The organism is Oceanobacillus sojae, from assembly GCF_900162665.1.
GTDB classification, from domain to species: Bacteria; Bacillota; Bacilli; order Bacillales; family Amphibacillaceae; genus Oceanobacillus; species Oceanobacillus sojae_A.
This window is the reverse complement of the sequence record NZ_LT727813.1, coordinates 407,979-422,453: the sequence shown is the minus strand read 5'-3', so window position 1 is coordinate 422,453 and position 14,475 is coordinate 407,979. Positions and strand designations below refer to the sequence as shown.

At 40.1% G+C, this 14,475-nt stretch carries 14 protein-coding genes and 1 other annotated feature; of the genes, 4 read left to right on the top strand and 10 right to left on the bottom strand.

From position 1 onward, the window contains the following. Positions 1-2: 2 nt before the first annotated feature. Positions 3-240 (bottom strand) — a binding site (T-box leader). Between the two features lie 106 nt (positions 241-346). From BN1068_RS19410 to BN1068_RS19390, 5 genes are all read right to left on the bottom strand, one after another. After that, entirely contained in the window at positions 347-895 is a 549-nt protein-coding gene (locus BN1068_RS19410) for a nitroreductase family protein (protein ID WP_077604479.1), read from the bottom strand. A 257-nt stretch (positions 896-1,152) separates the two neighbouring features. Then, positions 1,153-1,371, bottom strand: a complete 219-nt coding sequence (locus BN1068_RS19405; protein ID WP_139344891.1) for a YczF family membrane protein — start codon at positions 1,369-1,371, stop codon at positions 1,153-1,155. A 52-nt stretch (positions 1,372-1,423) separates the two neighbouring features. After that, positions 1,424-2,515: a GerAB/ArcD/ProY family transporter gene (locus tag BN1068_RS19400; RefSeq protein ID WP_077604477.1), complete on the bottom strand. Its 1,092-nt coding sequence runs from the start codon at positions 2,513-2,515 to the stop codon at positions 1,424-1,426. An 18-nt stretch (positions 2,516-2,533) separates the two neighbouring features. After that, entirely contained in the window at positions 2,534-3,760 is a 1,227-nt protein-coding gene (locus BN1068_RS19395) for a Ger(x)C family spore germination protein (RefSeq protein WP_077604476.1), read from the bottom strand. Beyond that, entirely contained in the window at positions 3,750-5,363 is a 1,614-nt protein-coding gene (locus tag BN1068_RS19390) for a spore germination protein (protein ID WP_077604475.1), read from the bottom strand. Before BN1068_RS19390 ends, BN1068_RS19395 begins: the two co-directional genes overlap by 11 nt. 401 nt (positions 5,364-5,764) lie before the next feature. Here BN1068_RS19390 and BN1068_RS19385 point away from each other — a divergent pair, with 401 nt between their 5' ends. After that, on the top strand, positions 5,765-6,268 hold the full coding sequence (locus BN1068_RS19385; protein WP_077604474.1) for an LURP-one-related/scramblase family protein: 504 nt from the start codon (positions 5,765-5,767) through the stop codon (positions 6,266-6,268). Between the two features lie 77 nt (positions 6,269-6,345). On the opposite strand, the gene mnmH is transcribed toward BN1068_RS19385, so the two are convergent. From mnmH to pepT, 4 genes are all read right to left on the bottom strand, one after another. Beyond that, on the bottom strand, positions 6,346-7,398 hold the full coding sequence (gene mnmH / locus BN1068_RS19380; RefSeq protein WP_077604473.1) for a tRNA 2-selenouridine(34) synthase MnmH: 1,053 nt from the start codon (positions 7,396-7,398) through the stop codon (positions 6,346-6,348). Positions 7,399-7,421: 23 nt separating this feature from the next. Further along, positions 7,422-8,474, bottom strand: a complete 1,053-nt coding sequence (gene selD, locus BN1068_RS19375) for a selenide, water dikinase SelD (RefSeq protein WP_077604472.1) — start codon at positions 8,472-8,474, stop codon at positions 7,422-7,424. 147 nt (positions 8,475-8,621) lie between these two features. After that, entirely contained in the window at positions 8,622-9,650 is a 1,029-nt protein-coding gene (locus BN1068_RS19370) for a D-alanyl-D-alanine carboxypeptidase family protein (RefSeq protein ID WP_077604471.1), read from the bottom strand. Positions 9,651-9,903: 253 nt separating this feature from the next. Beyond that, the gene (gene pepT, locus BN1068_RS19365) at positions 9,904-11,133 is read right to left on the bottom strand and encodes a peptidase T (protein ID WP_077604470.1); all 1,230 of its coding nucleotides are present in this window, start codon (positions 11,131-11,133) and stop codon (positions 9,904-9,906) included. Positions 11,134-11,417: 284 nt separating this feature from the next. Here pepT and BN1068_RS19360 point away from each other — a divergent pair, with 284 nt between their 5' ends. The 3 genes from BN1068_RS19360 (at position 11,418) to BN1068_RS19350 (ending at position 13,815) form a co-directional block, all read left to right on the top strand. Then, positions 11,418-12,260, top strand: a complete 843-nt coding sequence (locus BN1068_RS19360; RefSeq protein ID WP_077604469.1) for a sulfurtransferase — start codon at positions 11,418-11,420, stop codon at positions 12,258-12,260. Next, entirely contained in the window at positions 12,253-12,819 is a 567-nt protein-coding gene (locus tag BN1068_RS19355; RefSeq protein WP_077604468.1) for a DNA-3-methyladenine glycosylase I, read from the top strand. The genes BN1068_RS19360 and BN1068_RS19355 overlap by 8 nt, the downstream gene beginning before the upstream one ends. Positions 12,820-12,990: 171 nt before the next feature. Beyond that, positions 12,991-13,815, top strand: a complete 825-nt coding sequence (locus tag BN1068_RS19350) for an aldo/keto reductase (RefSeq protein WP_077604467.1) — start codon at positions 12,991-12,993, stop codon at positions 13,813-13,815. 73 nt (positions 13,816-13,888) lie between these two features. On the opposite strand, the gene BN1068_RS19345 is transcribed toward BN1068_RS19350, so the two are convergent. After that, positions 13,889-14,431: an HD domain-containing protein gene (locus tag BN1068_RS19345; RefSeq protein WP_077604466.1), complete on the bottom strand. Its 543-nt coding sequence runs from the start codon at positions 14,429-14,431 to the stop codon at positions 13,889-13,891. Between the last annotated feature and the right edge of the window lie 44 nt (positions 14,432-14,475).

Sequence of the window (14,475 nt, the reverse complement as noted above, 5' to 3'; positions counted from 1 at the left end):
ATAAAAAGGACGAGGGACCGTGGTACCACCTTTATTAGCTGACATGCAGCTCACTCTATAAGAAGATTACTATCTTCTAAGTTTCCGTAACGGGAAACCATTCCGCCAAAGCCTACTCCGATTATGTTTCGGTTTGGAGCTCCGAAGTCCATTCATTACAAGGATACTCACTGATTCACAGCGGCCATCAGCTCTCTTGAGAGTTCACCTGTAATTACTATTCTTCATCAACGCCACATCATTTAATTATTGAGATTAATACTAAACGAAGAGACGGGCAGTTGTCAATAGATTTTTAGAAAAAAATCAAATTATCTGATTTCAGAAGATGTTCAAAAGTAATATTTTATCCTTTAAATACTTCAAATTTATCTGCCAAAGGGATGCGTTCTTTCTCTTCAGGTGTTTCATCAAAGTAACCCATGTGAATAAAGGCGGCGATTTTTTCGTTGTCCTTCACATGGAGAATCTCTTTTACTTTCTCATCATAGATATGTGGATTCGTTTTCCAGACGATACCAAGCTTTTCTTCCCATGCCAATAACCAAAAGTTCTGAATCATGGCGGAGACAGCACCAAAGTTTTCGTCCCACTGCTTTGGAATATCGGAAGTCTCCATGATGACAACAAGGATGGCGTTTGGCTCATTTAAGTAATTTTCACGATTTTCTTGTCTTTCTTCAGGATATGTAGCAGCAATTTTTTTAGCAAAACCGGGAAGGTGATCTTTATCAACAAACAGAAAGCGCCACGGCTGCCTCATTCCATGGGTTGGAGCCCAGATGGATTCCTCCAATAATTGCATCACAGTTTCTTTGGTTACTTTCTTATCATTGTATCCTTTTTTGATGGCACGACGTTCACGAATTAATTTTGCAAGCTCTGTTCGACTCATGAAATAAACCCCTATACAATTTAATTGATAATAGTTATCAATTAAATTGTAACGAATTTATAAAATCTTTGCAAATGGATTTTAAATGCACTCAACGTTCGCACTTAAAAAAGTAACTTCCTATCTACAGGAACAGGAGGTGATCATTTCTTAAAGATAGAAAGGTAAAGATGCGTATCCCCATGTGCGAAAGTTGAGAAATCACAAATCATAAAATATTATTTTGGAGGGCAGGGGAGGGTATTCTTTATTCTTATTTATTTCCGATTTCGCCTTTTTTGTAAAAAGGAAAATAAAGGGTCAATAAATAAGAAGAGAAGAAGCAGATACATGATTGCTAATTCTGGAATTTCCATCACATATAGAGGATTAAGGGATCTAAAAGTCGGTAATTCATATTTATTCAAATAATCAATCCCTAAGGAAACGCCAGCTAAAACGATGAACATGGATAAACAAATACCAATGATTTTCACTTTTTTACACTCTCCAATAGTATTTAAATATCTTTCCGTTAATTCCGGCACGCTATTCTTTTTTTCTGTTTTTGATAAAGGCGATGGTAAGCAGGAAAACAGGAAGAATAATTTGAAAAGGGAGCTGTACATAGAGCGGGAATATCTTTAACCCTTCTTGAATATGCTCAGAGTAATTACTCGCAATAATCATAGATACAAATAAAACCGTCAACCCCATCGGATAAGCCAGTTTAGAGGGTTCTTTAATATTAAATAAGCTGGCAGTGCCAATGACAGCACAGTATGTATATACTGTAACTTTAAAGAATCCTCCAATTACCAGGGCAAGAATAAAGATAACGTCCAGACGTTGTAAAAAACCGCCGACTTGAATAGATTGAATGGTTGTTAATAAAGGAAATAGAGAACGTTCAATAAGAGGCACACCGAGAACGCTGATATTCAAAATGGTGGTGAGAGCGAGAGCGGCGCCGGTTATACTAATTGCCGCTACCCCTGTTTTCCCCATTTTTTTTGCTTGATTTAAGTAAGGGAAAATCATTGTAAATACGATAATTTCACCAAAGGGAACATACAGTGTTTCTGTAAATACCGTATTTAATACCTTTGACGAATCCTCAAAGGCAGGCTTTAAATTGGAGATATCAATCAAACCTGAGATAGCAATAAGGAGAAACAGAAAGAACGCCAGCATAATCATGATGACAAACAGCAATTCTCCTGTCCTGGCAACGACTTCAATACCTTTAAACACAGTATAAATAACCACAAGGATCATCAGGGCGCATGCAACGAATAGAGGTGTTTCCGGAAAGGCAAAAGACAGCAGCATAACACCAAATTCCCGCAATACTCTCGCAGCACAGTATAAAAAGAAGAGAATATACAGGAATGCCAGTATTCGCCCTAAAAACTTGCCGATTATCTTCTCTGTATAGTCTGTCAGCAAGAGTGAAGGATAATACAGGTAAAGCGCCCGATAGATAAAAAATAAGAAGATACTTACCGCTGCCGCAATCAGAATAGCTAACCAGCTGTCGCGGCCTGCTTTCATGGCAAGCGGAATCAGCAGCGAATTGCTCAGCTGAAATAAAATCATAAGGATAAACAATTGGATAGTGCTGATTTTTGCCTTTTCCATAAATAAATCCCCTCCTTCCTAATCGCTTTTCTTGTTCAAATTAAAAAGATACGGGTTGTTTCTCATTCCTGTACGGCGAATAAAGGCTTCCACCGTCACATCGACATCCAATGCGGGAAAATAAACATCCTGCCATTTTGGTTCAAGTTTCTTCCAGCTGTCAGGATCGGATTGATGCAGCTTTTCTCCAAAACCAAAGATATCGGTTTTCGTTTTCTGTGCTTCATGGATTGCTGCTTCTGCTTCATCCTTAATTTTCTGCTGCAATGCTTGCTCAATCCGGAATATTACATGCGGATCAGTTACATTGACCGGCACCTCTATCACGCGAAGGTCTCCTTCTGCACGGATGTGTACTGAAATTACTGGTTTCTCATCCTTTGTTTGTGCCTCTACATTTGTTTTTTGGCGTACTACTTTATAGGAGATAGCTGCTTTTTTGTCATCCCAATCAATATTTACTGGAGCCTGCTGAATTTGATCTAATACCCACAGTGTTCCTTCGTTCTTATCGCCCTCAATCCAGTTCATCAGCTTCCCTTCTTTAAATACACCAATACCGTTTACTTCTATTGTCGCTTCTCCCTCCGATGATTGAAGCTGTTCCATGGTTTTCGCTTTCTCAATATCCCCCTCTACAGTAAAGCCGCTGACCAGTGGCTCTTTCCCTTTTAAAACAGCAGCCTTGATAAATTTCTGCAGATCAGTAGCTACATTTTCTCCATACAGTTTCTCCGTGAATTCTAAGGACTTAATTGCTTTTTCAGCCGGGACCTGATCAATCGCTGTTAAAACCTGAACGAAATCGCCTGCTTTCATATCCCGGCTAATCACTATCTTCGTCGTAGTCCGGAATTCAAGACCGCGCTCCATCGCATCTAAAATAGTGGCTAGTCCTTCTTCTCTGGCAAGCTCTTCACTGATAACCAACAGGCTGGTATGTGCAAAATAGAGGTCTCTCGAAACCTTTGTGGATGCATTATCAGATACTTCCAGCGGATTTCCTCCTGTTGCTGTATAAGTAGCAATACTTGGATTTTGTCCGGATGCTCCTCCTTGAAGCGCTCCCGGCACATTCATCGGATTGATCAGCTGAAACGTACCAACATATGTGCCGTCTTCATTTTTATCCAGCGCATAAGCCGAAACGATAGCTAAATCTTTTAATTCGTGGCTGCTCCAGCATCCTGAAAGCAGAGGGAGATAGATTGCCATGAAAAAAGGGATTATCCATTTACGATTCATTTTTATCTCCTTCTTTCGTGTCCGCTCTGACCATTCTCCGTTTTAATGGCGGCAAGGGTTTTTGATGCTTACCCTGGCGAACAGGGTTTTGTGGATGAAGGGATTCTGGTCTTTCATTGAATGACCAGATCGGACCGCGAATAATAGTATCCTTTAAACTTTTCAATTCCAATGGTGCAAATGGGGCCAGGTAAGGAACCCCAAATGAGCGCAAGCTGGTGAGATGGACAATCAGCATAATCAAGCCGAGGATGATGCCATAAAATCCAGCAATTGCGGCACTCAGCATAAAAGCAAAACGCAGCAAACGGGCAGAAATAGCGATATCATAATTTGGAGTAGCCAGACTGGCAATCGCTGTAGTTGCCACGACAATAACCATGGCCGGAGAGACGATTCCGGCCTGGATGACCCCTTGTCCAATGACAAGTGCTCCGACAATCGAGATGGTCGCACTGATTTTGTTCGGCATCCTTAAACCGGCCTCCCGCAAAATCTCAAAAGTGACTTCCATGATCAGGGCTTCTACAATCGCAGGAAAAGGTACGGATTCCGTCTGTGAAGCAATAATAACGAGCAGGTCTGTTGGAATCATTTCCTGATGAAAGGTGGTAGCTGCTACATAAAAAGCAGGACCAATCAACGAAATCAAAAACATGAAAACGCGCAGCATCCGAATCAGGGTACTAATCGGAAAGCGCACGTAATAGTCTTCCGGTGTTTGAAAAAATTGAATCATGACAGCAGGAACAACCAGCACATGAGGAGTTCCGCTGACGAAAATGGCGACCCTGCCTTCTAAAAGATTACCGGCAACAGCATCAGGTCTTTCTGTATGAGTAACTGTTGGAAACAATCCGGAGCTCTCATCCTCAATTACCTGTTCAATATAACCTGAATCAAGGATGGCATCGAGATCTACCCGTCCCAAGCGCTGGCGGACTTCTTTCACCGTATCAGGATCAACTATCCCATTGATATACATAATCGACAGATCCGTGTTCGTCTGCTTTCCGAGGTTCATGGATTCTACCCATAAATTCGGGTTTTTAATAATCCGGCGTACAAGCGCAGTATTGGTGTTAATGGACTCCGTAAACCCTTCTTTGGACCCGCGTAACGTTATTTCTGAATCAGACTGTTCAACGAGACGCCTTTCTCCGCCTCGGGTACTGGCAATCAGTGCTTCATTTTTTCCATCTGCGAGGATAACGGTATCCCCGGAAAGCAAAGCTAGAAACAAGGAATCCCAATCTTTCAGTGTTTCCAAGCTGCTGACGGCAACAACTTTTTCAGAAAAAACCTTGAAAAGATCCTTTTCCTCCAGTTTTTCTTGAACGCTATCCTCCATAGATTGCACCAGAAATTCATTGATTGTGGGATTGTCTACCAGCCCGTCTACATGAACGATAGCAGTAGACACCCCGGGATCATGACTAAAAGTAAGCATGCGGATAATGATATCTGGACTATTTCCGGTTTTTTGTTTGATGATATTCAGATTTTCGGTAATCGAAGTGCCAATGCTTTTTGGTTCCCCTTTTTTAAAATCTTCCCTTTGTTCTTTAGGCTTCATTTTTTTTAGAAATTTACGATAAGACATAGCATCGGACACCTCGTTGTTTTGACTATTCCTAATTTGTTCAGAAAATAACTTTTTATGCACAATATGGACTTTGGGCTGTGTACAGTAGTTACGTTTTTTTAAGATAAGAAGTATATAAAAATGCTGAAGTCAGCCGCTGCAATGTTTTTCATGGGGTGAGTAACCTTAGGCCCCAGAAATACACTACTCTTCCATGGGCCCGAGCTCATCTCTTCGAAAAAAGAAGAGCACTAGTTTTTTAAAGTCCAGTCAGGAAGTATAATTTGATAAAATTACTATAAGAATGAAACCTTATTGGGAGAATTTTAGTATTAGATAATACCTTCTTCACTTGAATCAGGATATAAGACAAGAGCATTTAAATGTAAATAGAAGCAGTATATCAAAGGAGGAAAAGCATGAAACAACTATATATAAAACAAAAGGTATTCAGCTTAAATGAAAAGTTCACAGTGAAGGACCAGCAGGAAAAAGACGTTTACTATGTGGCAGGCAGCTTTATGCGAATTCCGAAGACGTTCTCTATTAAGAATGCAAGCGGAGAGGAAGTAGCGCTGATTACGAAAAAAACAATCAGCTTTTTACCGAAGTTTTTTGTGGAGGTAAACGGGCGGGAAGTATTAGCAATTAAGAAGGGATTTTCTTTCTTTAAAGCGCGCTATTCAATTGATGCGGCAGGTATTGGGGTGCGTGGCAACTGGTGGGATATGCGCTTTCAGGTATACCAGCATGGTGAACTCGTTGGAGAAGTGAGCAAGGAGTGGTTTACCTGGGGAGACAGCTACAAGGTGCAAGTAGTGAATGAAGATATGGAAACAACCATTATTGCACTTGTTGTCGCCATTGATTGTGTAAAGGCTGATGAGAATGGGGCTGCTTCAGCAACAACATTTACGAATTAATTTGCAGTTTCAGTTCCATATATAAAATAAGCTCCCATCCCTATTATCAAAGGGATGGGAGCTTATAAAACAGCTGATTACAGCTTCATATTTATATTTTCTTCTTGCTTGATAAAGCTGACAACTGCGTTCAAAGCTTCATCAAGATCATCGGCATGGATATGAATTTGTTTGTCTGCCGGATAGTGATGGAGCGTATGCTCATATCTTGGGTCGTAATAATACTCCAGTAAAAGTGCTACAGCGGAGGAGAAATTTCCATGCTCTATGTCATCAGCAATTTGTTTAGCTGCAGGTGTGTGAATATGCTTTTGAATTCTTTGAAAAGCTTCTATTACTTGCATCTGATGTTCTTCCGGATTGTATTCGTGCAATATATTTTTAATTCTTTTTTCCAAAGGCAAATGGATAAACAACTGCACACTTGCTTCTTTTTCTTCATGTAAAAAGAGAGGCAGTGTTGCCTTGCCGATACGTTTACTTTCTCCTTCCAGCAGAATAAATGGAGCATGATTATAGCGTTCCAGTTCTTGAACCAATAAAGATTCAAAGGTTTTTTGATTATTCGGATCCAATCCGATTTGGCCAAATATAGATCCACGGTGATTTGCCATCCCTTCTAAATCAAGGACAGGGTAGCCCAGCTGTTTTAAGCGGTGTAACAAAATGGTTTTTCCAGATCCCGTATATCCATTTAACACGTACATTTTTGGGAAAGATTGCTGCTGTTCTAATTTGTTTACCACCCATTTTCTGTATGAGCGGATACCGCCGCTTAATCTGAAAACCTTCTGTCCCATTAAATCAACAACTGTGGCAGCAGTTTTACTCCGCATCCCGCCGCGCCAGCAATAGACAACCTTTTCTTTTCCAAGTGATTGAAACTCGGCAATAAACTGTGGCAGCTTTGCAGAAAAAATCTCTAACCCTTTTTCCTTCGCTGCTTCCGGACTGATTTGTTTATAAATGGTGCCTACCTCTGCGCGTTCTTCATTATTAAAGACAGGAATGTTTATACTTCCCGGAATACGGAATTCAGCAAATTCCTGCGGGGAACGTACATCAACTAATGCGATAGGTTCTTCCTTTTTTCTCTTTAATAAATCATGTAACTCAATATCCTGAAACATACTTTCACTTCCTAATAAACGAATTATTCTTCCACAGTTATATGACCATTGTTCCCATCTGCGACGCTGCCAATAATTGCAGCTTCAATGTTTTTATCATGAAGATCTGCAAGTAAGCTTTCAGCGTCAGCTTCTTTCACAGCAGCCAATAAACCGCCTGAGGTTACCGCATCACATAGTATCCATTGATCGATCTGATCCAATGGCTCTGCAAAGGTAACATCTTTTTGTAAATAGTTAAAATTATTTTTCGTACCACCAGGAACTGCACCATTTTCAGCAAGCTCCTTCACTCTTGATAAAACAGGTACCTGCTGATTCGAAATCCCGATTTCGACATTGCTTCCTTTTGCCATCTCAGAGGCATGTCCAAGTAAACCAAATCCGGTAACATCCGTGCAGGCATGTATTTCATAGTTATCCATCGTTTCTGCGGCAGTTTTATTTAATGTCGCCATTACCTTTGTTACGCGCTCTATTTCTGCTTCGTTTACCAGGCCTCTTTTAATAGAAGTCGTTAAGATGCCTACACCGATTGGTTTGGTTAAAATAAGAACATCACCTGGCTGTGCACCACTGTTTGTACGGATTTTATCAGGATGGATTGTTCCGGTAACAGACAATCCAAATTTGGGTTCTTTATCATCGATGGAATGGCCGCCGACCAAGGCTACGCCAGCTTCTTTCAGCTTGCTGTCTGCACCTTCTAAAATGCGGGAAAGAATCTGTTTATCTAAATCAGCAATTGGAAAAGCGACAATATTTAAAGCTGTAATCGGCTTTCCTCCCATTGCGTAGACATCACTGATTGCATTGGCAGCAGCAATTTGCCCAAAGGAGTAAGGGTCATCTACAATTGGTGTGAAAAAGTCGAGTGTCTGAACAATCGCCGTGTCATCATTTAATTTATAGACACCTGCATCATCGCTGGTACCCAGACCAACTAATAAATTAGGGTTATCTGTTGCAGGGGAAAGGGACTGTAATACCTGTCGTAAATCTGCCGGCCCGATTTTACAGCCGCATCCACCTTTGGAGGATAAAGCGGTTAGTTTAATAGACTCATTATTATTCATATGATCAACCCTTCTTAATTTAATTTTCAATATCAATTTTAACATATCCTGCGGGGAGGGATGTCCTGTTGAGATTCTGTATAAGTTTTACAGTATAAGAAAACACGCTGGAATGTACAGAATTTCCAGCGTGTTTTCTCCATAAATCTATTTATCAAATTTTTCTACATACTCTTCGAAAGTAATGCCTTTTTCGGTTACATATTTAGCCGTTTTTTCCCCGACATAACGAACATGCCACGGCTCATATTGATATCCGGTGATATCTTCCTTGCCTTCAGGGAATCGGATAATAAAACCAAACTCCGGTGCATTTTCAGCAAGCCATTTACCGACCTCTGTATCACCAAACTCTGTTACTAAGTCTAAATTTACTTCTGCACTGGTTACATCCATAGCCAGCCCGGTCTGATGTTCACTTTCTCCTGGTCGTGCACTGAAGGTATTTGCATAATCCTCGCCATGCTGTGATGCATTTGATGAAAATACCTCAACTTGCCGGTCATAAGAACGGTATCCGGATTGGGCAAATAACTCCAGCCCGGCATCTTCAGCAGCATCAAATAAATCTTCAAGTGCATGTGCTGCATTTTCGCGCATGTATTTTTTAGGTAAGTCCTCTGTGAAAGGGAATGGCACATCTGGCACCATCAAGTCTTCGGGAATATAATCCTCAGGAAGTGCAAAGCTTTTGTTTACCAGTGCTAATTCATCATATGGATTGCCGACAACCTCTGTCCCGGCTTCTGTTACTTCAGGTTCTTCAGGAGGATGAGCTAAGCCCTCTCCCGGCTCAATATTTTTATCTTCCTCAAAATAAGCTAATAATTCCTCTTTCGTTGCTTCATCATAAATGCCTGAAATAGAAGCATTTTCAGACTGTATCTGGAAGTCTGTAACAGCCCAGGTAAGCTCTTCATCGTAAAAATCAGATAGCTCTAAATCATAGCCGATTTGGTTTAAAGCCGCTTTTAACAGCTGTACATTCTCGTCCTGGTCAAACTTCTGCAGATAGGCATCAGGAGGAGCTGTCTCTTCTTTGACATATGATTCTGCTTGCGTGATAAGCTGTTTAAAAGCTTTCGAATCTGTATCTTCTTTAAGGGATTCATGAGATGGACAGGTGATAAGCATTAAGCAGACGGCCGGGAAGATAATCCAGCTAAGTAATTGCATTTAGAAATCTCCTTACTTTAAATAAAGTTTTATAAACTGATAATTTATGTTTTCAGCAGTGCTTTGTGGAATAAATTTACCCCAGTAGGCGTGTTCGTAAACCTCCGGTGAATAGAAGTTTTATTTTATATTTAGTATATGTAATTTTAACAGAGAATGAAAGCCAGAAAGAGATAAAATTTTATATAAAACAAACCGGATAAAATCAATAGGCTGATTTTATCCGGTTTGTTTTAGGCAGTGAAAGGATATATTATTTTGCTGATGCAAACAAACGGCTGATTTCCACAATTACTTTTGCTGCTTTTTCCATATTATCGATAGAAATGTACTCAAACTTGCCATGGAAATTCTCGCCGCCCGTAAATAAATTCGGTGTCGGCAATCCCATAAAGGAAATTTGTGATCCGTCTGTACCTCCGCGGACAGGCTGGATAACTGGCTTAATATCAAGATTTTTAATAGCTTGTTCAGCAATATCCACAATATGCTTTACAGGCTCGATTTTTTCCCGCATATTGTAATACTGATCATTCATTTCTAATTGAACAGCATCCTCGCCATATACGCTCCTTACTTCCTCAACATACTGTGTAAGTGTATTTTTGCGGGCTTCAAATTTTTCCCGGTCATGGTCCCGGATGATATAGTATACAGTTGTTTTTTCCACATCTCCTTCTACAGAAATCAGGTGATAGAAGCCTTCGTATTCTTCTGTATGCTCTGGAGATTCTTCATCAGGAAATTTGCAAATAAATTGTGCAGCCATTTTGCCGGCGTTTACCATTTTATTTTTTGCTGTTCCCGGGTGTACACTATTTCCATAAAAAGTTACTCTGGCAGCTGCCGCGTTAAAGCTTTCAAACTGCAGCTCGCCTAATGGTCCGCCGTCTACGGTATAGGCATAGTCACAGCCAAAGCGTTCTACATCAAATTTATGCGGACCGCGGCCGATTTCTTCATCTGGTGTAAAAGCAACACGAATTTTTCCATGCTCGATTTCCGGATGATTTATCAAGTATTCCACTGCAGTCATAATTTCAGCAATACCCGCCTTGTCATCAGCTCCAAGCAAAGTTGTTCCGTCCGTAACCATCAGCTGATGACCTTGATAATTTGAAAGCTCTGGAAATTTTTCCGGAGAAAGAATTACTTGTAAATCCTCATTCAATACAATATCTCCGCCTTCATAATTGATAACTTTTGGCGATACATTCTTTCCAGTAAAGTCTGTTGCAGTATCTACATGCGCCAGGAATCCGATTGCCGGAATATCCTTATCTGTGTTAGCCGGAAGCGTAGCCATTAAATAACCATTCTCATCATAGGATACCTCTTCCAATCCAACCTCCTTCAGTTCATTTTCCAACAGCTTAATTAAATCCCATTGTCCCGGTGTAGAAGGTGTTGTTTCCGAGTTCATGTCTGATTGGGTATCTATTTTTGCATAAGTTTCCAGACGTTTGATTAGTTTTTCCTTCATTAAAAAGACCCCTTCTAAGTAAATTTTATTTCGTTAAAGTTGTTTTGACGTGAAAATGAATGCAATGCTCATTCCACGTTTCTTTGTATAGTTTACCATAGTGTAAATAAAAATCCGTATTAGAGTATTTTTCAATCATTGAAAAAAATCCTCTTATAATTAAATTATCTCAAATATAGCATATATTCAATAACAGCTGACATATAACTGAACTTATATTATTTCTGTTAAAATAAACAAGAAATGATATGATTAGTAAAAATAGAATTTGGGAGGGTATGATTTTGAAAAACATCATTAGCGTAGAAAGATTGAAGCATCGCTTAACACAAAATAATATTGTCATTGTTGATGTACGGTTTGATTTAATGGATGATGATGCTGGACGGAAGGCCTATTTACGAGGTCATTTACCCGGTGCTGTCTATATGGATCTAAATAGAGATTTGTCTGGCAAGGCGGGGAAGCATGGAGGAAATCACCCTTTACCCGAATGGGAGCTGTTTGCTCATAAACTTGGAAAACTAGGTATCTCAAACGATACAACGGTTGTGGTATATGACCAGGGAAACGATATGTTTGCTCCACGTTTTTGGTGGCTGCTTGACTACTTAGGACATGAGAAGGTGTATATTCTGGACGGCGGCTTAGACCGCTGGGTAGAAGAGGGGGGAGAACTTACCACAGAGGTTCCCAATCTGCAGCCTAAAACCTTCCAAAGAAATGAGAAGGAAAATCGCTATGTTGATATGGAAGAAGTAAAGGAAAAGCTTGCCTCGCCGGCAACAACAATTATTGATTCGAGGGCAAGCGCCAGATACTTAGGAGATGAGGAACCGATGTATTCCCGCGCCGGTCATATTCCAGGAGCAGTGAACTATTTTTGGAAGGGTGTTTTAAAAGAAGATGGCACCTGGAAAAATGAGAAGCAGCTGAAGGAGCATTTTTCTCAATTGAATAAGGATGAGGAAATTATTGTTTCCTGCGGGTCAGGTGTTTCGGCATGTCCGAATATTCTTGCGCTGGATAGTGCCGGATTTACAAATGTGAAGCTGTATCCAGGGAGCTTCAGTGACTGGATTTCCTATGAAAAGAATGAAGTAACTGTTGGTGAAGAGGATGAGTAAGGAACGCTGCGCCTGGGTGAGTGAGGAGCCTATTTATATTGCTTATCATGATGAAGAATGGGGGACTCCGGTCTTCGGCGACGACCGCTATCTATTTGAAATGCTGACCCTGGAAGGTGCACAGGCAGGATTAAGCTGGATTACAATTCTAAAACGCCGGGAAAATTACCGCCGGGCTTTTGATAACTTTGAAGTAGATGTGATCGCTGCTTATTCAGATGAAAAGGTAGAAGCATTGATGCAGGATGAGGGAATTATCCGCAACAGACGAAAAATTGAATCGGTAATAAAAAATGCGAAGGCGTTCCAACAGGTTCAGGAAGAGTTCGGCTCGTTCGATCAATATATATGGGGATTCGTCGATAGAAAGCCTATTGTAAATCAGTGGAAAAAGCATGAAGATGTGCCTGCTCAGACAGACTTGTCAAAGCAAATAAGCAAGGATTTGAAAAAGAGAGGGTTTTCCTTTGTCGGGCCGGTAATCTGTTACTCATTTATGCAGGCAGCCGGCATGGTAAATGACCATACGACAAATTGTTTTTTAAGCGGAAAAAAATAATTTAACAGCTTGCGGATTTTCCATGTAGTGAGGATATTCTTTAATAGTACGAAGCACTTTTCTTTGTTTTGTCTGTCTATTATTGTAAAATCAAAATGAATTACTTGAAAAAGACACAATCTAATAGTACCAAACAGAAATAAAATTACTTGCTGGAGGAGACTTGAGAATATGAAATACGTGACACTTAATAATGGATTGGAAATGCCGCAGCTTGGTTTTGGAGTCTGGAAAGTAGAAAATCAAGAAGCGACTCCTGCTGTGGAGCACGCGTTAAAGTCTGGTTACCGTTCGATTGATACAGCGAAGGTTTATGGAAACGAAGAAGGCGTTGGACAGGCAATCGCCAATAGTGGTGTAGCACGCGAAGAAATTTTCCTTACAACCAAAGTATGGAATGCAGACCATGGTTATGATGAAACCTTAAAAGCATTTGATGCAAGCTTAGAAAGACTTGGAACTGATTATGTAGATCTATATCTGATTCACTGGCCGACTCCGGAATATGACCAGTATATTGATACGTACAAAGCTTTGGAAAAAATATACAAGGATGGCAAAGCAAAAGCTATAGGCGTATGCAACTTTGAAGTGGAGCATTTACAACGTTTATTAGATGAATGTGAAGTTGTTCCTGCTGTGAACCAGGTGGAATGCCACCCATATCTTCAGCAAAAAGAATTGCGTGCATTTTGTAAAGAAAAAGGCATCCATGTAGAAGCTTACAGCCCGCTTATGAACGGCAGAGATGTTTTAGAAGATGAAGCTCTTAAGCAAATTGCTGAAGCAAAAGGGAAAACAATTGCGCAAGTGATTCTTCGCTGGCACCTGCAATCAGATTTGATTGTGATACCAAAATCAGTAACACCTTCCCGCATTGAAGAAAATCTGGACGTATTTGATTTTGAGTTAAGTGAAGAAGAACTGAAAACAATTGACGGCCTGGATCGCAATGTCCGAAGCGGAACACATCCAAATGAAATGAACAAACGCTAATCTCGAACATGAGAAGCGTTATATAATTTTAAAACACCTTCTTTCTTTTAGTTAGAGAGAAGGTGTTTTCTAATCATTTGAAAAAACGCTTTACAGCCTGTTCAAACTCTTTAAAATAAGGAGGAATTTCTTGAGGGGATAAGTGAGCATACATTTGTTTAGCAATTTCTTCATTATACCATTTTTGCTGGCTGTACCCGGCATTGAAGTTTTTCCAAATGTCATCACCAATCACTTTATGCTCTTTCTCCAATTCTAAGAGATTATCCAGTTTATCCGCAATAATCAGATATTTCACTTCTTTTGGAGCATCTTTTAAATGATCTACCGTTGCCTTTTTCCTTTCCCACCAGGATTTTGATTTATCCTCTGTATGAGAAGCAACAAGATCCGCAACCTGTTTTCCAAATTGCTGTTCAATATCTTTTATACTGACATTGGTATCCTCGACAACATCATGTAAATAGCCTGCGCTGATTAAATCATCCGAACAGCCTTCTTTTTCCAAGCGTTCTCCTACGCGGATAGGATGGGTAATATAAGGCTCACTTGAATTTTTTCGTACTTGTCCTTGATGTGCTTTTGTGGCAAAAGCTTTTGCGTGGTTTCTTTTCATTATTTCCTCCCAAAAACATAAATAAGTAGTATTATTATAACAGA